Annotated in this window: 14 protein-coding genes; 9 read left to right on the plus strand and 5 right to left on the minus strand. The window is 66.4% G+C overall.

The features are described from left to right. Window positions 1-17: 17 nt before the first annotated feature. Together H618_RS0119005 and H618_RS0119010 are read right to left on the minus strand one after the other, a co-directional pair. Window positions 18-992, minus strand: coding sequence for a 2-hydroxyacid dehydrogenase (locus H618_RS0119005; RefSeq protein WP_028696565.1), 975 nt, complete (start codon window positions 990-992; stop codon window positions 18-20). An 83-nt stretch (window positions 993-1,075) separates the two neighbouring features. Beyond that, entirely contained in the window at window positions 1,076-2,023 is a 948-nt protein-coding gene (locus H618_RS0119010; protein ID WP_028696566.1) for a LysR family transcriptional regulator, read from the minus strand. A 185-nt stretch (window positions 2,024-2,208) separates the two neighbouring features. Here H618_RS0119010 and H618_RS0119015 point away from each other — a divergent pair, with 185 nt between their 5' ends. From H618_RS0119015 to H618_RS0119030, 4 genes are read left to right on the plus strand one after another with little or no spacing between them, the layout of a single operon-like run. Further along, a complete protein-coding gene (locus H618_RS0119015; RefSeq protein WP_028696567.1) occupies window positions 2,209-3,735 on the plus strand; it encodes an efflux transporter outer membrane subunit in 1,527 nt (508 codons plus the stop codon). Further along, complete coding sequence (locus tag H618_RS0119020; protein ID WP_028696568.1) at window positions 3,732-5,912, plus strand: FUSC family protein; 2,181 nt, start codon at window positions 3,732-3,734, stop codon at window positions 5,910-5,912. The genes H618_RS0119015 and H618_RS0119020 overlap by 4 nt, the downstream gene beginning before the upstream one ends. After that, window positions 5,902-6,102: a DUF1656 domain-containing protein gene (locus H618_RS0119025; RefSeq protein ID WP_028696569.1), complete on the plus strand. Its 201-nt coding sequence runs from the start codon at window positions 5,902-5,904 to the stop codon at window positions 6,100-6,102. Before H618_RS0119020 ends, H618_RS0119025 begins: the two co-directional genes overlap by 11 nt. A gap of 10 nt (window positions 6,103-6,112) precedes the next feature. After that, window positions 6,113-6,973 (plus strand): efflux RND transporter periplasmic adaptor subunit, encoded by an 861-nt coding sequence (locus tag H618_RS0119030; protein ID WP_028696570.1) that lies wholly within the window; start codon window positions 6,113-6,115, stop codon window positions 6,971-6,973. Window positions 6,974-6,995: 22 nt separating this feature from the next. Here the strand turns inward: H618_RS0119030 and H618_RS0119035 are convergent, their stop codons facing one another. Further along, window positions 6,996-7,448 (minus strand): universal stress protein, encoded by a 453-nt coding sequence (locus H618_RS0119035; protein ID WP_028696571.1) that lies wholly within the window; start codon window positions 7,446-7,448, stop codon window positions 6,996-6,998. A gap of 150 nt (window positions 7,449-7,598) precedes the next feature. Between H618_RS0119035 and H618_RS0119040 the strand changes: the two genes are divergently transcribed. From H618_RS0119040 to H618_RS21950, 4 genes are all read left to right on the plus strand, one after another. Next, entirely contained in the window at window positions 7,599-8,501 is a 903-nt protein-coding gene (locus H618_RS0119040; RefSeq protein ID WP_028696572.1) for a LysR family transcriptional regulator, read from the plus strand. A gap of 134 nt (window positions 8,502-8,635) precedes the next feature. After that, complete coding sequence (locus tag H618_RS0119045; protein WP_028696573.1) at window positions 8,636-10,174, plus strand: MFS transporter; 1,539 nt, start codon at window positions 8,636-8,638, stop codon at window positions 10,172-10,174. 18 nt (window positions 10,175-10,192) lie between these two features. Next, a complete protein-coding gene (locus H618_RS0119050; RefSeq protein ID WP_028696574.1) occupies window positions 10,193-11,254 on the plus strand; it encodes an HlyD family secretion protein in 1,062 nt (353 codons plus the stop codon). Further along, on the plus strand, window positions 11,251-12,774 hold the full coding sequence (locus H618_RS21950) for an efflux transporter outer membrane subunit (protein WP_081673823.1): 1,524 nt from the start codon (window positions 11,251-11,253) through the stop codon (window positions 12,772-12,774). The genes H618_RS0119050 and H618_RS21950 overlap by 4 nt, the downstream gene beginning before the upstream one ends. Here H618_RS21950 and H618_RS0119060 read toward each other — a convergent pair. Further along, window positions 12,709-13,533: an SDR family oxidoreductase gene (locus H618_RS0119060; RefSeq protein ID WP_028696575.1), complete on the minus strand. Its 825-nt coding sequence runs from the start codon at window positions 13,531-13,533 to the stop codon at window positions 12,709-12,711. The two genes, H618_RS21950 and H618_RS0119060, sit on opposite strands and share 66 nt — an antisense overlap. A 32-nt stretch (window positions 13,534-13,565) precedes the next feature. After that, window positions 13,566-14,030: a hypothetical protein gene (locus tag H618_RS0119065; RefSeq protein ID WP_028696576.1), complete on the minus strand. Its 465-nt coding sequence runs from the start codon at window positions 14,028-14,030 to the stop codon at window positions 13,566-13,568. A 237-nt stretch (window positions 14,031-14,267) separates the two neighbouring features. Here H618_RS0119065 and H618_RS0119070 point away from each other — a divergent pair, with 237 nt between their 5' ends. Next, window positions 14,268-15,026, plus strand: a complete 759-nt coding sequence (locus H618_RS0119070; RefSeq protein ID WP_154660689.1) for a hypothetical protein — start codon at window positions 14,268-14,270, stop codon at window positions 15,024-15,026. The last annotated feature ends 71 nt before the right edge of the window (window positions 15,027-15,097 follow it).

Genomic DNA, 15,097 nt, shown 5'->3' on the forward strand with positions numbered 1-15,097 from the left:
CCGCCCCGGCGCGTTCGCTAGCCCTTCCACACCTGCGGGTTGACCAGGTCGCGCGGGCGTTCGCCGAGCAGCGCGGCGCGCAGGTTGTCCATGGCCCGGTTGGCCATCGCCGCACGGGTTTCGGCGGTGGCCGAGCCGATGTGCGGCAAGGTCAGCGCGTTGGGCAATTGGAACAGTGGTGAGTCGGCCAGTGGCTCTTTCTCGTACACGTCCAGCCCGGCACCGCGCAGGCTGCCCTGGCGCAGTGCGTCGACCAGCGCGGCCTCATCGACCACCGGTCCGCGCGAGATGTTGATGAGAAACGCGCTGGGCTTCATCAGTTGCAGTTCACGGGCGCCGATCAGTTTGCGCGTGGCATCGGACAGCGGCACCACCAGGCAGACGAAGTCCGCTTCGCCAAGTAACTGGTCGAGGCTGCGGAACTGCGCGCCAAGCTCCTGCTCCAGCGCCGGCTTGCGGCTGTTGCCGGTGTACAGCACCGACATATTGAAGCCCAGGCGGCCACGGCGGGCGATGGCTGCACCGATATTGCCCAGGCCGACGATACCGAGCGTCTTGCCATGCACGTCGCTGCCGAACTGCGCGGGGCCGACGGTGGCCTGCCAGTTGCCGGCCTTGGTCCAGGCGTCGAGTTCCGCGGTGCGCCGCGCGCAGCCCATGATCAGCGAAAAGCCCAGGTCGGCGGTGCTTTCGGTGAGCACGTCAGGGGTGTTGGTCAGCGCGATGCCGCGCTCGTTGAAGTAGTCCAGGTCGTAGTTGTCGTAGCCCACCGACACGCTCGACACCACTTCCAGCTTGCCGGCACCCTCCAGTTGCGCGCGGCCCAGCTTGCGTCCGACGCCGATCAGGCCGTGGGCCTCGGGCAGCGCCTCGTTGAACTGCGCAGCGACGTCACCGCGCTTGGGGTCGGGGAGAATCACGTTGAAGTCGTGCTGCAAACGTTCGGCCATGGCCGGGGTGATGCGGCTGAAAGCCAGTACGGTCTTTTTCATCGGTCGGCATCTCTGCAAGGTGAGCGAAGGACGATGCTGCGCCGGGCCCGGGATCGACACCCCGCAGCGGCGCAACGCGGTGGTCAGTGGGCGATCTGCAATTCGTGGATCTTCAGGTCGGCCTCATGGGCGGCGAGTATTTCCGGCAACGAGTTGCGCAGGTACTCGACCCAGGTCTTGATCTTCGCATCCAGGTACTGGCGCGAAGGGTAGATGGCGTACAGGTTCAGCTCCTGCAGGCGGTAGTCGGGCATCACCCGCACCAGGCTGCCGTCGCGCAGCCCATCGATGGCCGAATAGATCGGCAACACACCGACGCCCATGCCGCTGCGGATTGCCGTCTTCATGGCATCGGCGGAGTTGACCTGGAACGGCGAGCTGGCGATGTTCACCACTTCCTGGCCCTGCGGGCCGTCGAACAGCCATTTTTCCAGCGGGATGACCGGGCTGACCATGCGCAGACAGGCATGCTTGAGCAAGTCTGAAGGTTTTTGCGCGATGCCGTGGCGGCTGACGTAGTCGGGCGAGGCGCAGACGATGCTGTAGGTGATGCCCAGGCGTTGCGAGACGAAGCCCGAGTCGGGCAGCTCACTGGCGAGCACGATGGACACGTCGTAGCCTTCATCGAGCAGGTCGGGGACGCGATTGGCCATGGTCAGGTCGAAGGTCACGTCCGGGTGCGATTCGCGGTAGCGGGCGATGGCATCGACCACGAAATGCTGGCCGACCCCGGTCATGGAGTGCACTTTGAGCTGCCCGGCGGGCCGTGCGTGGGCGTCGCTGGCTTCAGCTTCGGCTTCTTCGACATAGGTGAGGATCTGCTCGCAGCGCATCAGGTAGCGCTTGCCGGCTTCGGTCAGGGCGATGCGCCGGGTGGTGCGGTTGAGCAGGCGGGTTTGCAGGTGCGCTTCGAGGTTGGAGACAGCGCGTGACACGTTGGCAGTGGTGGTGTCGAGTTGCCCTGCCGCGGCGGTGAAGCTGCCAAGCTGGGCCACACAACTGAACGCACGCATGTTTTGCAGGGTGTCCATGGGTCACTCTCAAGGTTGAGGGCGAAATTGTGACATGAAGCATCGCCTCTGAAGCTTCGACCAAAGCCGGATTATCACGCTTTCGGTAACAAAGATTCGCAGGAATCCACGCTTATCGCCACCCGCGGCTGCCCCCTAGAATTGCATCGCCCCCCCTTGACCTCATTCCCCGGGAAATCGCCGCTGTGCTGCGTCGCCTCGACAGAGCGCTCACCGTGCTCACTGCCTGTGCCCTCAGTTTGACCCTGAGTGGCTGTATCGCAACCTCAGACATCACCCCCCATAGCCAACGCCTCGACCCCGACAACCTCGCCCTCGACAGCGCACTGGCCGACGCCGAGCGTGACGCCCAGTGGCCGGCGCAGCGCTGGTGGCAGGCCTATGGCGATGCACAGCTCGACCGCTTCCTCGACCAGGCCCTGGCCGGCAGCCCGAGCCTGGCCCTGGCCCTGGCGCGGTTGCGTCAGGCCAAGGCGTTGGCCGGCGTGGCCGAGTCGGCGCAGCGCCTGCAGGGCGATGGCGACGCCGCACTGAAACGCCACAACTGGTCGCAGGACGCCTTCTATGGCCCCGGCGATCTGTCAGGCGCCACCACCTGGGACAACCACGCCGGCATCGGCCTGAGCTACCCGCTGGATGTCTGGGGCCAGGCGCGCAACGCCAGCGAGCAGGCCCTGGACATCGCCCATCGCCGCGCCGCCGAAGCGCGCCAGGCGCAGCTCGAATTACAGAACAACGTGGTCAAGCGCTATATCGAACTGGCGCTGCTGTATGCCCGGCACGACATCGTCGAGCGTCAGTTGGCCCAGCAACAGCAGATCCTGAGCCTGGCCCAGCGTCGTCTCGATGCCGGCATGGGCACGCATCTTGAGGTAAGCCTGGCGCAGGCGCCGCTGCCGGAAACCCATCGCCAGCTCGACAGCCTGGCCGAGGCCATGGCGCTGACGCGTAACCAGCTGGCCGCACTGGCCGGCCTCGGCCCAGGTGCCGGCGCGCGTTTGCAGCGTCCGCAGTTGCGCCTGGCCAAACCGCTTGGATTGCCCGCCACGCTGCCGGCCGAGCTGCTCGGGCAACGCCCCGACGTGGTCGCCCGGCGCTGGCAGGTGGCGGCCCAGGCGCGCGGTATCGAGGTGGCCCAGGCCCGCTTTCTGCCCAACATCGACCTGGTCGGTAACCTCGGTTTCATCGCCACCGGCGGCAGCGCCCTGGGTTTTCTCAGCGGGCGAACCTTCAACTACGGCGTTGGCCCGGCGCTGAGCGTGCCGATCTTCGACGGTGGCCGGCTGCGCGAGCAACTGGGCGCCGCCGCCGCGGGCTATGACGAAGCGGTCGCCGACTACAACCAGACCCTGGTGCTGGCGCTCAAGGACATTTCCGACCAACTGATCCGCCGTGAATCGATGCAGACCCAGGCGCATCTGGCAGATGAATCGGTGGCAGCCGCGCAGCGCAGCTACGACATCGCCAGCGTGGCCTTCCAGCGCGGCCTGACCGGCTACCTGGAGGTGCTCGACGCGCAGACCCTGCTATTGCGTCAGCAGCAGGTGCAGCAGCAGGTGTGGGCCGCGCGCCTGAGCGTGCACGCCGACCTCGCCACCGCACTGGGCGGTGGTTTGCAGGCCGGCGCCGACACCCCGGCGAGCAAGCGTGAAGCGGCGCCGGATGCCCCCGCGGCGCTGGCCGTGTTCGTCAAACCCGAGGCCGCTCGATGAACAGCCTGCGCCAGGGCTGGCAGTGGCTGCACGAACTGCCGTGGCAGCGCGGCTTCTACGCCTGGGCGCGCACCGATGGGGTGACCTGGGTGTACATCTTCAAGGTGCTGGCGGCAGCGTTCCTGACCCTGTGGCTGGCCATGCGCCTGGAGTTGCCGCAGCCGCGCACGGCGATGATCACCGTGTTCATCGTCATGCAGCCGCAGAGCGGTCACGTCTTCGCCAAGAGCTTCTACCGCCTGCTCGGCACCCTGGCCGGGTCGAGCATGATGGTGCTGCTGGTGGCGCTGTTCCCGCAGAACAGCGAACTGTTTCTGCCCAGCCTGGCGCTGTGGGTCGGGCTGTGCGCTGCCGGCGCCATGCGCTATCGCACCTTTCGTGCTTATGGCTTCGTGCTCGCCGGCTACACCGCGGCGATGATCGGCCTGCCGGTGCTGCAACATCCCGAGCAGGCATTTCTCGCGGCGGTGTGGCGGGTGCTGGAGATCAGCCTGGGGATTGTCGTGTCCACCGCGGTCAGCGCGGCGATTTTGCCGCAGTCGGCCAGTGCGGCGATGCGCCATGCCCTGTACCAGCGCTTCGGTGGCTTCGCCGCGGTCGCCGTCGAGGCGCTGCGCGGCAACAGTCAGCGGGAACGGCTCGAGGCCAGCAACGTGCGTTTCGTCGCCGAGGCGGTGGGCCTTGAAAGCCTGCGCAACGTCACCGCCTTCGAAGACCCACACATGCGCCGGCGCAGTGGCCGGCTGATGCGCCTGAACAGTGAATTCATGGCCATTACCACGCGCTTTCATGCGCTCAATCGTCTGCTCGAACGCCTGCGCGAGCGCGGGCCGCTGCAACTGAACGCGGTACTGCAGCCAGGCATGGCGCCTTTGATCGAACTGCTCGAGCCCTATGTCGAGCGCTCGCTGACCGACGCTGATGCCCTGCGCCTGACCCTGGAGCTGGCGGCCTACCGCGACGGCCTGCAACAGCAGGTCCGCGAGCTGCGCGCGCAGTTTCTCGCCAGTGCGCCGAGCGAGGCCGACCTGCTGGACTTCCACACCGCCTTCGAATTGCTCTACCGCCTGCTCGACGACCTCTACAACTTCGCCCAGACCCACGCCTCACTGGCCGCGCATCGCCACCAGCGCGAGCAATGGGACGAGCCCTACGTGGCGCAGACCAACTGGCTGGTGTCAGCCGCCGCCGGGCTGCGTTCGGCGGTGGTGTTGCTGCTGCTGGGCAGCTACTGGCTGCTCAGCGATTGGCCGAGCGGGGCGATGATGACGCTGATTGCCACCGTCACCGCAGGCCTGTCCGCTGCTTCGCCCAACCCCCGGCGCATGGCCTTTCAGATGGCCTGTGGCACCTTGCTCGGGGCGCTGATCGGCTTTTTCGAAACCTTCTTCGTGTTTCCCTGGATCGATGGCTTCGCGCTGCTGTGCATGGTGTTGGCGCCGGTGTTCGTGCTCGGCGCGTTTCTCGCCTCGCGGCCGCTGTATGCCGGCTACGGCATCGGTTTGCTGGTGTTTTTCGGCATCGGTTCGGTGCCGAACAACCTCACCGTGTATGACCCCTACGTGTTCATCAACGATTACCTGGGCATGCTTCTGGGCATGCTGGTGTGCGCGGCGGCGGGGGCGATCATCCTGCCACCCAACAGCCGCTGGCTGTGGCAGCGCCTCGAGCAGGATCTGCGTGCCCAGGTGCTGTTCGCCATCAGCGGGCGGCTGCGTGGGCTGAGTTCGGCGTTCGAAAGCCGCACCCGCGACCTGTTGCACCAGGCCTATGGCCTGGCAGCCGGGCGACCCCAGGTGCAGCGCGAGCTGATGGGCTGGATGTTCGTGGTGCTGGAGGTCGGGCATGCGGTGATCGAGCTGCGCAAAGAGCAGGCCCAGGCCCCGGTGCATCCGGCCTATGCTGAGGGCCAGGCCTGGCGGCAGGCGATTCGCGTCATGGGCCGCGCGCTGACCCGGCTGTTCCTGCAGCCCTGCGCCAGCAACCAGCAGCGCGCGCTGATCGCGGTTGACCACGCCATCAGCCGTGTACAAGCCACCGACGAACCCTTCGCCCGGCATTTCGACACCTCGCTGCTGCGCCGCGTGCAGAGCTACCTGCACTTCATCCGCACCTCGTTGCTCGATCCCCACTCACCGTTGACCCCGGCCGCCCAAGGAGCCGCCCATGCCCCGTGAAATCGCCTTCCACGGCCTGTACATGCCCAGCATGACCTTGATGTTCCTGCTCGCCGCAGGGCTGGCCTGGGGGCTGGACCGCTTCATCGCCAGCGTCGACGGCTACCGCTTCTTCTGGCACCCGGCGCTGTTGCGTCTGTCGCTGTTCGTCTGTCTTTTCGGCGCCCTGGCGCTGACCATTTACGGGTAACCCACCTTCGATGAAAAAGTTCTTCAGCCTGATCGCCACCTTGCTCGTGCTCACCGCGGCGGTGTTCATCGGTCGCCAGCTGTGGCTCGACTACATGACCACGCCCTGGACCCGTGACGGTCGGGTACGCGCCGACATCATCAACGTTGCCGCCGATTCGCCCGGCTATGTGGTCGATGTGCCGGTGCGCGACAACCAGCGGGTGCGCAAGGGCGAGCTGCTGATGCAGATCGATCCGGCGCACTACCAAGTGGCGGTGGAGCAGGCCAAGGCACTGGTGGCGGCGCGCAAGGCCGCCTGGCAGATGCGCCAGGTCAACGCCCGGCGCCGCGCCGACATGGACAACCTGGTGATCTCGGCCGAGAGCCGCGACGATGCCCGCGATATCGCCAGCACCGCCCAGGCCGAGTACCAGCAGGCCCAGGCGCAACTGGCGGCGGCCGAGCTGAACCTTGCGCGCACGCGCATCGTCGCCAGCGTCGACGGCTACGTGACCAACCTCAATGTCCACCGCGGCGACTACGCGCGCACCGGCGAGCCTTTGATGGCGGTGGTCGATGAGCAGTCGTTCTGGGTGTATGGCTACTTCGAGGAAACCAAACTGCCGCACGTGCGCGTGGGCGATCCGGCCGAGTTGCAGATGATGAGCGGCGAGCGCCTGCAAGGGCATGTCGAAAGCATCGCCCGTGGTATCTACGACCGCGACAATCCGCAAAGCCGCGAGCTGGTGGCCGACGTCAACCCGACCTTCAACTGGGTACGCCTGGCCCAGCGCGTGCCGGTGCGGATTCATATCGATGTCGTGCCGGAGGGTTTTCTGCTGGCTGCAGGCACCACCTGCACCGTCGTGGTACGCCCCCGCGATAGTTGAAAACGGGGTACACGCAGGTAGATCAGGCCTCTGCAACCGCCACCAGCACCGGCACCTGCACCCGGTCGATGACCTTGCTGCTCACCGACGGATCGAGCAGCCGGCCCAGGCGCGACAAGTGACGGTGGCCCATGATGATCAGCTCGCAGTCCAGCACCTGGGCGCTGGCCACGATCACCTCCACGGGTTGACCCGGCTCGGTGCTGCCCACGCAGGTGAAGCCGGCCTCGCGCAGTTCCTGCAAGGCCGCCGCCATGGCCTGCTCGGCCTGGCGCTGTTCGTCGCAGGCTGCCGGGTACTGGTCGAGTTCTTCGGCGCTGAACAGCCCTGGGCTGCGGTGCACGGCGAAGCTCGGGTCGATCGCCAGCAGCACGTGCAGCTCATGCTCGTCGGGCCGGCAGTAACGCCGCGCCAGGGCAACGATGGCGGTGCGGGCAGGTGAGGCGTCGATGGCGATCAGGACCGTGCGGGGCATGGGCATTCCTTGGACGGGGAAAGGGATGTGCGCATTGTCGGGCCTCGAAGGGGCCGGATAAATAGCCTGGCGTGCAACGGCAGGTTGCGTCTGGCGCAAGGCTCCCAACTGCTAAGATCGATTTTTTCCTTTTCACCTTCGGATATTTCCATGCTGCTTCCCGACCTGAACCTGCTGGTGGCGCTCGATGCATTGCTTGACGAGGGCAGTGTGGTCGGGGCCGCGCAGCGCATGAACCTGAGCCCGGCGGCGATGAGCCGCACCTTGGGGCGCATTCGCGAGGCCTTGAACGACCCGATTCTGGTGCGTGCCGGGCGTGGGCTGGTGCCGACGCCGCGCGCCCTGGCGCTGCGTGAACAGGTGAGCCAGTTGGTCGAGCAGGCCGGCGAGGTGTTTCGCAGCGGCGATGCGGTGGATCTGCCCAATCTGGAACGCGCCTTCAACATTCGCACCAATGACTTGTTCATCGCGCTGTACGGCGCGCAGTTGCTGCGCATGATGCACGAACAGGCGCCGCGCACCGTGGTGCGCTTCGTCCCGGAAAGCGGCGACGACGATGCAGTGCTGCGTGATGGGCGCACTGACCTGATCATCAGCTCGACCATCGACCTGGGCCCGGAAATCAAGGTGCAGCGGCTGTTCCACACGCAGTACATCGGCCTGGCCCGTGAGGACCATCCGATTTTCGATGGGGCCATCAGCCCGGAACGCTTCGCCGCCTACCCGCACATCAGCGTGTCGCGACGCGGGCGCGCCAATGGCCCGATCGATGTCGAACTGGCGCCGTTTCGCGTGCAGCGGCGGGTGGCGCTGATTACCCCAAGCTTCCATTCGGCGATGTTCTCGCTGCCCGACTCGGACCTGATCCTGCCGATGCCTGCGAACATCCTGGCCAGCGTGCGCAAGTTGCGCTTGCCGTTACGCGCGTTCGACATTCCATTACCGCTGGAACGGGTCACGGTGATGCAGGCCTGGCATCCGCGCTTTCACCATGACCCGGCCCACCGCTGGCTGCGCCAGACGCTCAAGGCCTGTTGTGAAGCGGATTCCTGAAGCGGGCAGCAGCGCTACGCAGCGTGTGCCGATTGCGTCTGGTGCAACTCAAAACTGCCGATAAGTCAGTTTTCGTAAGCAATCGATGTTTCTAGACTTGCCAGCCGTGAATTTGTTGCTGGAGTTGTCCAGGTATGTCGCAGCCTTCCTTTACCCACGCCGCCCCTGGCCCTGCGCCGGCGGCGGCACCCGCGCAGGCAGCGTTCGGGTTACGGGTGGTGGTCGGCTTGTTCGGCGTGTTGCTGGCGGTGCTGTGCGCCGGCCTGAATGAGGCGGTGACCAAACTGTCGCTGGCCGACATCCGCGGTGCCATGGGCATCGGCGCTGACGAAGGCGCCTGGCTGCTGGCGGTGTACAGCGCTGCGGCGGTGTCAGCGACGGCCGTTTCACCGTGGCTGGCGACCACCTTCTCGCTGCGGCGCTTCACCCTCTGCGCGATAGGCGCCTTTGCGCTGTTGGGGCTGGTGCAGCCGTTCGCGCCGAACCTGCACAGCCTGATGCTGCTGCGCATTCTCCAAGGCCTGGCAGCGGGCGCTTTGCCGCCGATGCTGATGAGCGTAGCGCTGCGCTTCCTGCCACCGGGTATCAAGGTGTACGGCCTGGCCTGCTACGCGCTCACCGCGACCTTCGGGCCGAACCTGGCGACGCCTCTGGCCGGGCTATGGACTGAGTACGTCGGTTGGCAATGGGCGTTCTGGCAGATCGTCGCGCCTTCACTGCTGGCCTCGGCGTGCGTGGCCTGGGGGCTGCCGCAAGATCCTCTGCGCCTGGAGCGCTTTGCGCAGTTCAACTGGCGCGGCGTGTTGCTGGGGGTGCCGGCGCTGAGCTGCCTGGTGCTGGGGTTGTCACTGGGCGATCGCTGGGGCTGGTTCGATTCGCCGCTGATCAGCGTGCTGCTGGGCGGCGGCGGCCTGCTGCTGGTGCTGTTCCTCTATAACGAGTGGTCGGAGCCGGTGCCGTTCTTCGAGTTGCGCATGCTCGGCCGGCGCAACCTGATGTTCGCCCTGCTGACTTTGGCCGGGGTGCTGATCGTGTTGTCCGGGGTCGGCAGCATTCCTTCTGCGTACCTGGCGCAGATCCACGGCTACCGAGCCGCGCAGACCAGCCCGCTGATGCTGCTGGTGGCGCTGCCGCAATTGCTCGCCCTGGCCCTCACTGCGGCGCTGTGCAACCTGCGCGCGGTGGATTGTCGCTGGGTGCTGGCAGCCGGGCTGGGCATGCTGGTGGTGTCGTGCCTGGGCAGCAGCACGTTGACCAGCCAGTGGATTCGTGACGATTTCTACCCGTTCTACCTGTTGCAGGTGTTCGGCCAACCGATGGCCGTGCTGCCGTTGCTGTTGCTCTCCACCAATGGCATGAGCCCGCAACAGGGCCCGTTCGCCTCGGCCTGGTTCAACACCGTGCGCGGGCTTAGCGTGGTGGTGGCCGGGGCGCTGCTGGAGGCGCTCGGCACGTGGCGCCGGCATGCCCATTCCACCCATCTGGTGGACAGCCTGGGCAATGCACCGCTGCTCGACGATCACGCCGCGGGCCTGGCCCAGCGCATTCACGCCCAGGCCCTGGTGCTGACCTCGGCCGACCTCTACCTGGTGCTGGCCGGCGTCGGCCTTGCGCTGATCTGCCTGATTCCCATCATTCCCACACGGGTGTATCCGCCACGTGCGGTCACCTGAGCCTGAGACTTCGTCGACATGAAAGACACGCGCAAGACCCTGATCATCGCCAGCGTGCTGGCCGTGGCCGTACTGGCGGCCCTGGTCGGCCCCTGGCTGCTTGGCAGTGACCGCCAGCAGAGCACCAACGATGCCTATGTCAGCGCCGACTACACGGTAGTCGCGCCGAAGGTGGCCGGATTCATCAAGGACGTTCGCGTCGAGGACAACCAGGCGGTCGAGGCCGGGCAGTTGCTCGCGACCCTGGATGACCGCGACTACCAGACCGCCCTCGACGCCGCCCAGGCCCGGCAGCTGGTGGCCAAGGCCCAGCGCGACAACGCCCAGGCCACCCTCGACCGGCAGAGTGCGGTGATCGCCCAGGCCCAGGCAGCCCTGCAGGCGGCCAACGCCGAAGACGCCTTCGCCGAGCATGAAGTCGGCCGTTACCAGCGCCTGGCCGCCCAGGGCGCCGGCACCGTGCAGAACGCCCAGCAGGCGCGCAGCCGGGTCGAGCAGGCCCGGGCGCACCGCGCCGATGCCGACGCCGCGCTGCTGGCCGCACGCAAGCAGGTCGAGGTGCTCAAGGCGCAGTTGGCGGGTGCCGATGGTCAGCTCAAGCAGGCAGAAGCAGGCGTTGCCAAGGCACGCCTCGATCTGTCGTACACCCGCATCAGCGCGCCGGTCGCCGGCATGGTCGGCGAGCGTGCAGTGCGCGCCGGCGCGTATGTCAGCCCCGGTACCCGCTTGCTGTCGGTGGTACCGCTGGAGCAGGCCTTCGTTGTCGGCAACTTCCTGGAAACCCAGTTGACCCATGTGCAGCCCGGCCAGCCGGTGCAGATTCGCGTCGACAGCTTGGCCGGGCAAACCCTGCACGGCCGCGTACAGAGCATCGCCCCGGCCACTGGCGTGACCTTCGCCGCGATCAAGCCGGACAACGCCACCGGCAACTTCACCAAGGTGGTGCAGCGGATTCCGGTGAAGATCGTCTTCGACGCCGACCAGCCCGCCTTGCAGCGGCTGCGGGTGGGCATGTCGGTGGAAGCGCTGATCGACACCGGTGATGACGCCGTGACCGGCCACGAGGTCAGTGCGCGATGAAGGCGATGATGCGTTGCAGCCCATTGCTGCTGGCCATGGCGCTTGCCGGTTGCAGCCTGGGGCCGGATTTTCACACGCCCGCGAGCACTGCTCCGGCGCAGTGGGCACAACCAAAGGACGACGCGGCCACGAGTCGGGCCGAGGCTGAACCCCTGCAACTGCGCTGGTGGGACAGCTTCCACGACCCTCGGCTGAGCGCGCTGATCGAACAGGTTGCGGCGCGCAACCTCGACCTGCAGATGGCCAGTGCGCGCGTGCTGCAAAGCCGCGCACTACGCAGTACGGTGGCCGCCGAGCAGGCGCCGAACGTGCGCGCCGATGTCGGTTACAGCCGCGCGCGCAACAGTGCCGAAGGCCTCAACGACCCCTCCGGCAATGCCGGCAAAGCCGCCTACAACCTGTGGCAGGGCGACTTGGCTGCGGGCTGGGAACTCGACCTGTGGGGCCGCGTACGGCGTCAGGTCGAGGCGGCCGACGCCAGTGTGCAGGTGGCCGAGAACGATCGCCGCGGCGTGCTCTTGAGCCTGCTGGCCGACACCGCCAGCGACTACATTCAACTGCGCGCGGTGCAGCGCACCTTGAGCGTTACCGAAGACAACCTGAAGCTGGCCCGGCACAGCCTGCGCTTGTCCCGCGGGCGTCAGGCCGAAGGTGTGGCCACGCGCCTGGATGTCGCCCAGGCCAGCGCCCAGGTGGCCTCCATCGAAGCGCGCCTGCCCGACCTGCAAGCGCGCCGCGATGAACTGATCAATGCCCTGAGCCTGCTCGCTGCCGAGCCGCCGGGCAGCCTGCAACGGCAATTGCTGGCGCCTGGCACGCAGCCTGAGCCAGAACAGCGCTTGGCCATCGGTCTGCCGTCCGAGTTGGCAGCGCGACGTCCGGATATCCGCCAGGCCGAGGCGCGCCTGCATGCGGCGACCGCCAGCATTGGCATGGCCCAGGCCGATTTCTATCCGCGCATCACCCTGTCGGGCAGCGTCGGTTTCCAGGCCCTGCAACTGGCGGATCTTGGCAGTTGGGGATCGCGGCGCTTCGCTTTCGGCCCGCAACTGTCGCTGCCATTGTTCGAAGGCGGGCGGTTGCGCGGCACACTGCGCCTGCGCGAAGCGCAGCAGCAGGAAGCGGCGGTCAATTACCGCAAGGTGGTGCTCGGCGCCTGGCACGAGATCGACGATCAACTGCGCCGCTACAACGCCAGCCAGGTACGCCGCGAGCACCTGGCCGAGGCGGTGGAGGAAAACCGCATCGCCCTGCGCACCGCGCAGCAGCAGTACGTCGAAGGGGCGGTGGATTTTCTCAACGTGCTCAGCGTGCAGAGCGCGCTGCTGGCAAGCGAAGAACAGTCGATCGACAGTTCCGCGGCGGTCGCGCAGGCGTTGGTCGGTTTGTACAAGGCCCTGGGCGGTGGCTGGGAGGCCTTCGAGACTGAGCAGGCGTCCACGCCTGGGTCGGTGTCACAGCGGCCGCAGCAGCCCGAAGCGCTTGCGCAAGGCCCAGTCGAGCAGGCGCGCCGGCACTAGTCGGGCAAGCAAGGGCAGGGCGGTGCTGCCGTTGCCCAGGCGCACCACCGCTGGCAACGGGCGACGGCGGGTGGCGGCCAGCACGCCCTGAGCGAACTGCGTTGCCGGGGTTGGGCGGTCTTGCGAGGCGCGGGCGCGGGCGCGCACCTGTTCGCGCAACGGCCACCATGCCGACTCAGGCCGCAGCACCTGCTCGGCGCCGCGCTGGGCATGCGCGGCGAACTGCGAGGCGATGGCGCCCGGTTGCACTTGCATCACTTCAATACCGAACGGCGCCAGTTCCAGGCGCAGGGCATCGCTCAAAGCATGCACCGCGGCCTTGGAGGCGCAGTACACGCCTGCGAACGGGGTGACCAACACGCCGGAAACACTGCCGATATTGACCACCGCGCCCCTGGCCCGGCGCAGCGAGGGGAACAGCGCGCGGGTGACCTCGACCAGGGCGAACACGTTGGTTTCGAACTGCTGACGCAGGCCGTCGGCGCCGGCGTCGAGCACCGGCCCCATGGCGCCGTAGCCGGCGTTGTTGATCAGCAGGTCGAGCTGGCCGCTGTGCGCTTGCAGTTCCTCGGCCAGTTGCGTCAGCGCCTGGCTGTCATTGACGTCGAGCTTTCGTGCGGTGAAGCCGGCCTCGACCAGGCGCTCGACATCTTCGGCCTTGCGAGCAGTCGCCCACACCTCGTAGCCGTCATCGCGAAAGGCATCGGCCAGGGCGCGACCGATGCCGCTGGAGCAACCGGTGATGAGCACGTTGGGCATGGCAGTCAGCCTTATCTATCGGGTGGATGTGATCAGTTGGCGAAGGCGCCTTGCAGGTGTTCGGCACGAAATTCCAGCGATTGCGCCCGGTAACCTGCGCGCAGCGGCGGCAAGGGCAGGCAGTCGCGCCATTGGGCGCCGGCCTGCAGCTCGCCCGGGCCGCGATAGCGCGGTGCCGCGTAGGTGCTTTCGGCGAGGTTGACGGTGTCGCCGGGTGCGTAGGCCGCCACCCGCCAGCGCAGCTCGCGCAGCGGGACGGCATTGGTGTTCTTCAACTGCACCTGCAAGGTGCGGTCTGCCGGGCACTGTTCGGGGGCATAGCTCAGGCGCAGGTCCAGGCGTGCCAGTTGCGAGGCTTCACGGGTGTCCTGCCAGACCACATACAACGCCACCAGGCCCAGACCGATGGCGGCAGCCAGCGACAGCGGCAGCGCCTTGCATGGGTAGCGCAGCAGCAGAACCAGCCAGGTGAGGATGAGCAGTGCGCCGATGAGCATGGTGGGCAGGCCTGGGAGTGAGCGGTGCCTGACATCCTAGCGGCAATTGGTGTTTGGCTCAAAACCTTGGCACAGCCGCGTTTTGCCGGGTCGAGGGCACCGCCGTCCTGGCACATCTGCCAGTTTCGACGTTGCCCTGGCGGTCTTAGGCTGAAGGCTCACATCAGCGCCATGTGGTGCGCAAAGTGCTCCGCAAGGCCAATTGACAGTTAGTTCAAGCAATCTATGAGGCTGAACATGGAAAAGACATCTGATACCGCCCAAGCAGAGCAGGGCGCAATGACCGCCAGCGTGGAAGGCCAAGCGTTCAAGGCTGTCGACGTTCATTGGGACGGCACGGGAGGCGTACTGGGTCAGGCAGACAACGAGCGCTTCATCTACCTAGGCTTTCCCAAGGACATCAAGGAAGGTATTTACCCGATCGGCCAGGATGGTGTTCGCGCCTATGTCGGTGGAGCGCATTCCGGCGATGCTGTGTCGGGCAGTTTGAACGTTAGATCGGCTGGTACAGCGGGCGGCAAAATGCGAGGCAAGTTCGATTTCGTTGCCGAAAGCGACATGGGGAACGAGATCCGCGTCGAAGGCGGGGAGTTCAGCGTAGTTATCGGTCCTTCGATGAAAAGCCTGAGCGCCGGCCACCTATCTGCCAAGTTGGACAAGCCGCTTCAGGGCAACTCGACAATCAAGGCCAGCGATGTCGCTTACAACGGTGAGCCGACCGCGCCGACGACTGTATTCGCCACTCAGACCGAAGGTCTCCAGGGCGGGTTGCAACGTCTGGGAGTGATCTTCCTGATCAATCATGACAGTCAGGGCCAGGTATCGTTGAGAGCCTTGATGTCTATCGACTATCGCGCACTGGAAACCTTCGACCTGGTTGTCGCTCAGCTGGACTTCAAGCCTTCGAGCCATCTGCTCGTCGATTTCACGCTGAAGTTTTCGTACAACGGCGATGACTATGCGATCGAGGACGGCTCGCTGAAACTGCAGTTCTGATCGCCCTCCGCTCTCGTCAATATGGCGTCCCTCGTTCCTCCCGGGGCCTGGGACGCCAGCGTATTCACTGG

Source organism: Pseudomonas cremoricolorata DSM 17059 = NBRC 16634, from assembly GCF_000425745.1.
Classification (GTDB): Bacteria; Pseudomonadota; Gammaproteobacteria; order Pseudomonadales; family Pseudomonadaceae; genus Aquipseudomonas; species Aquipseudomonas cremoricolorata.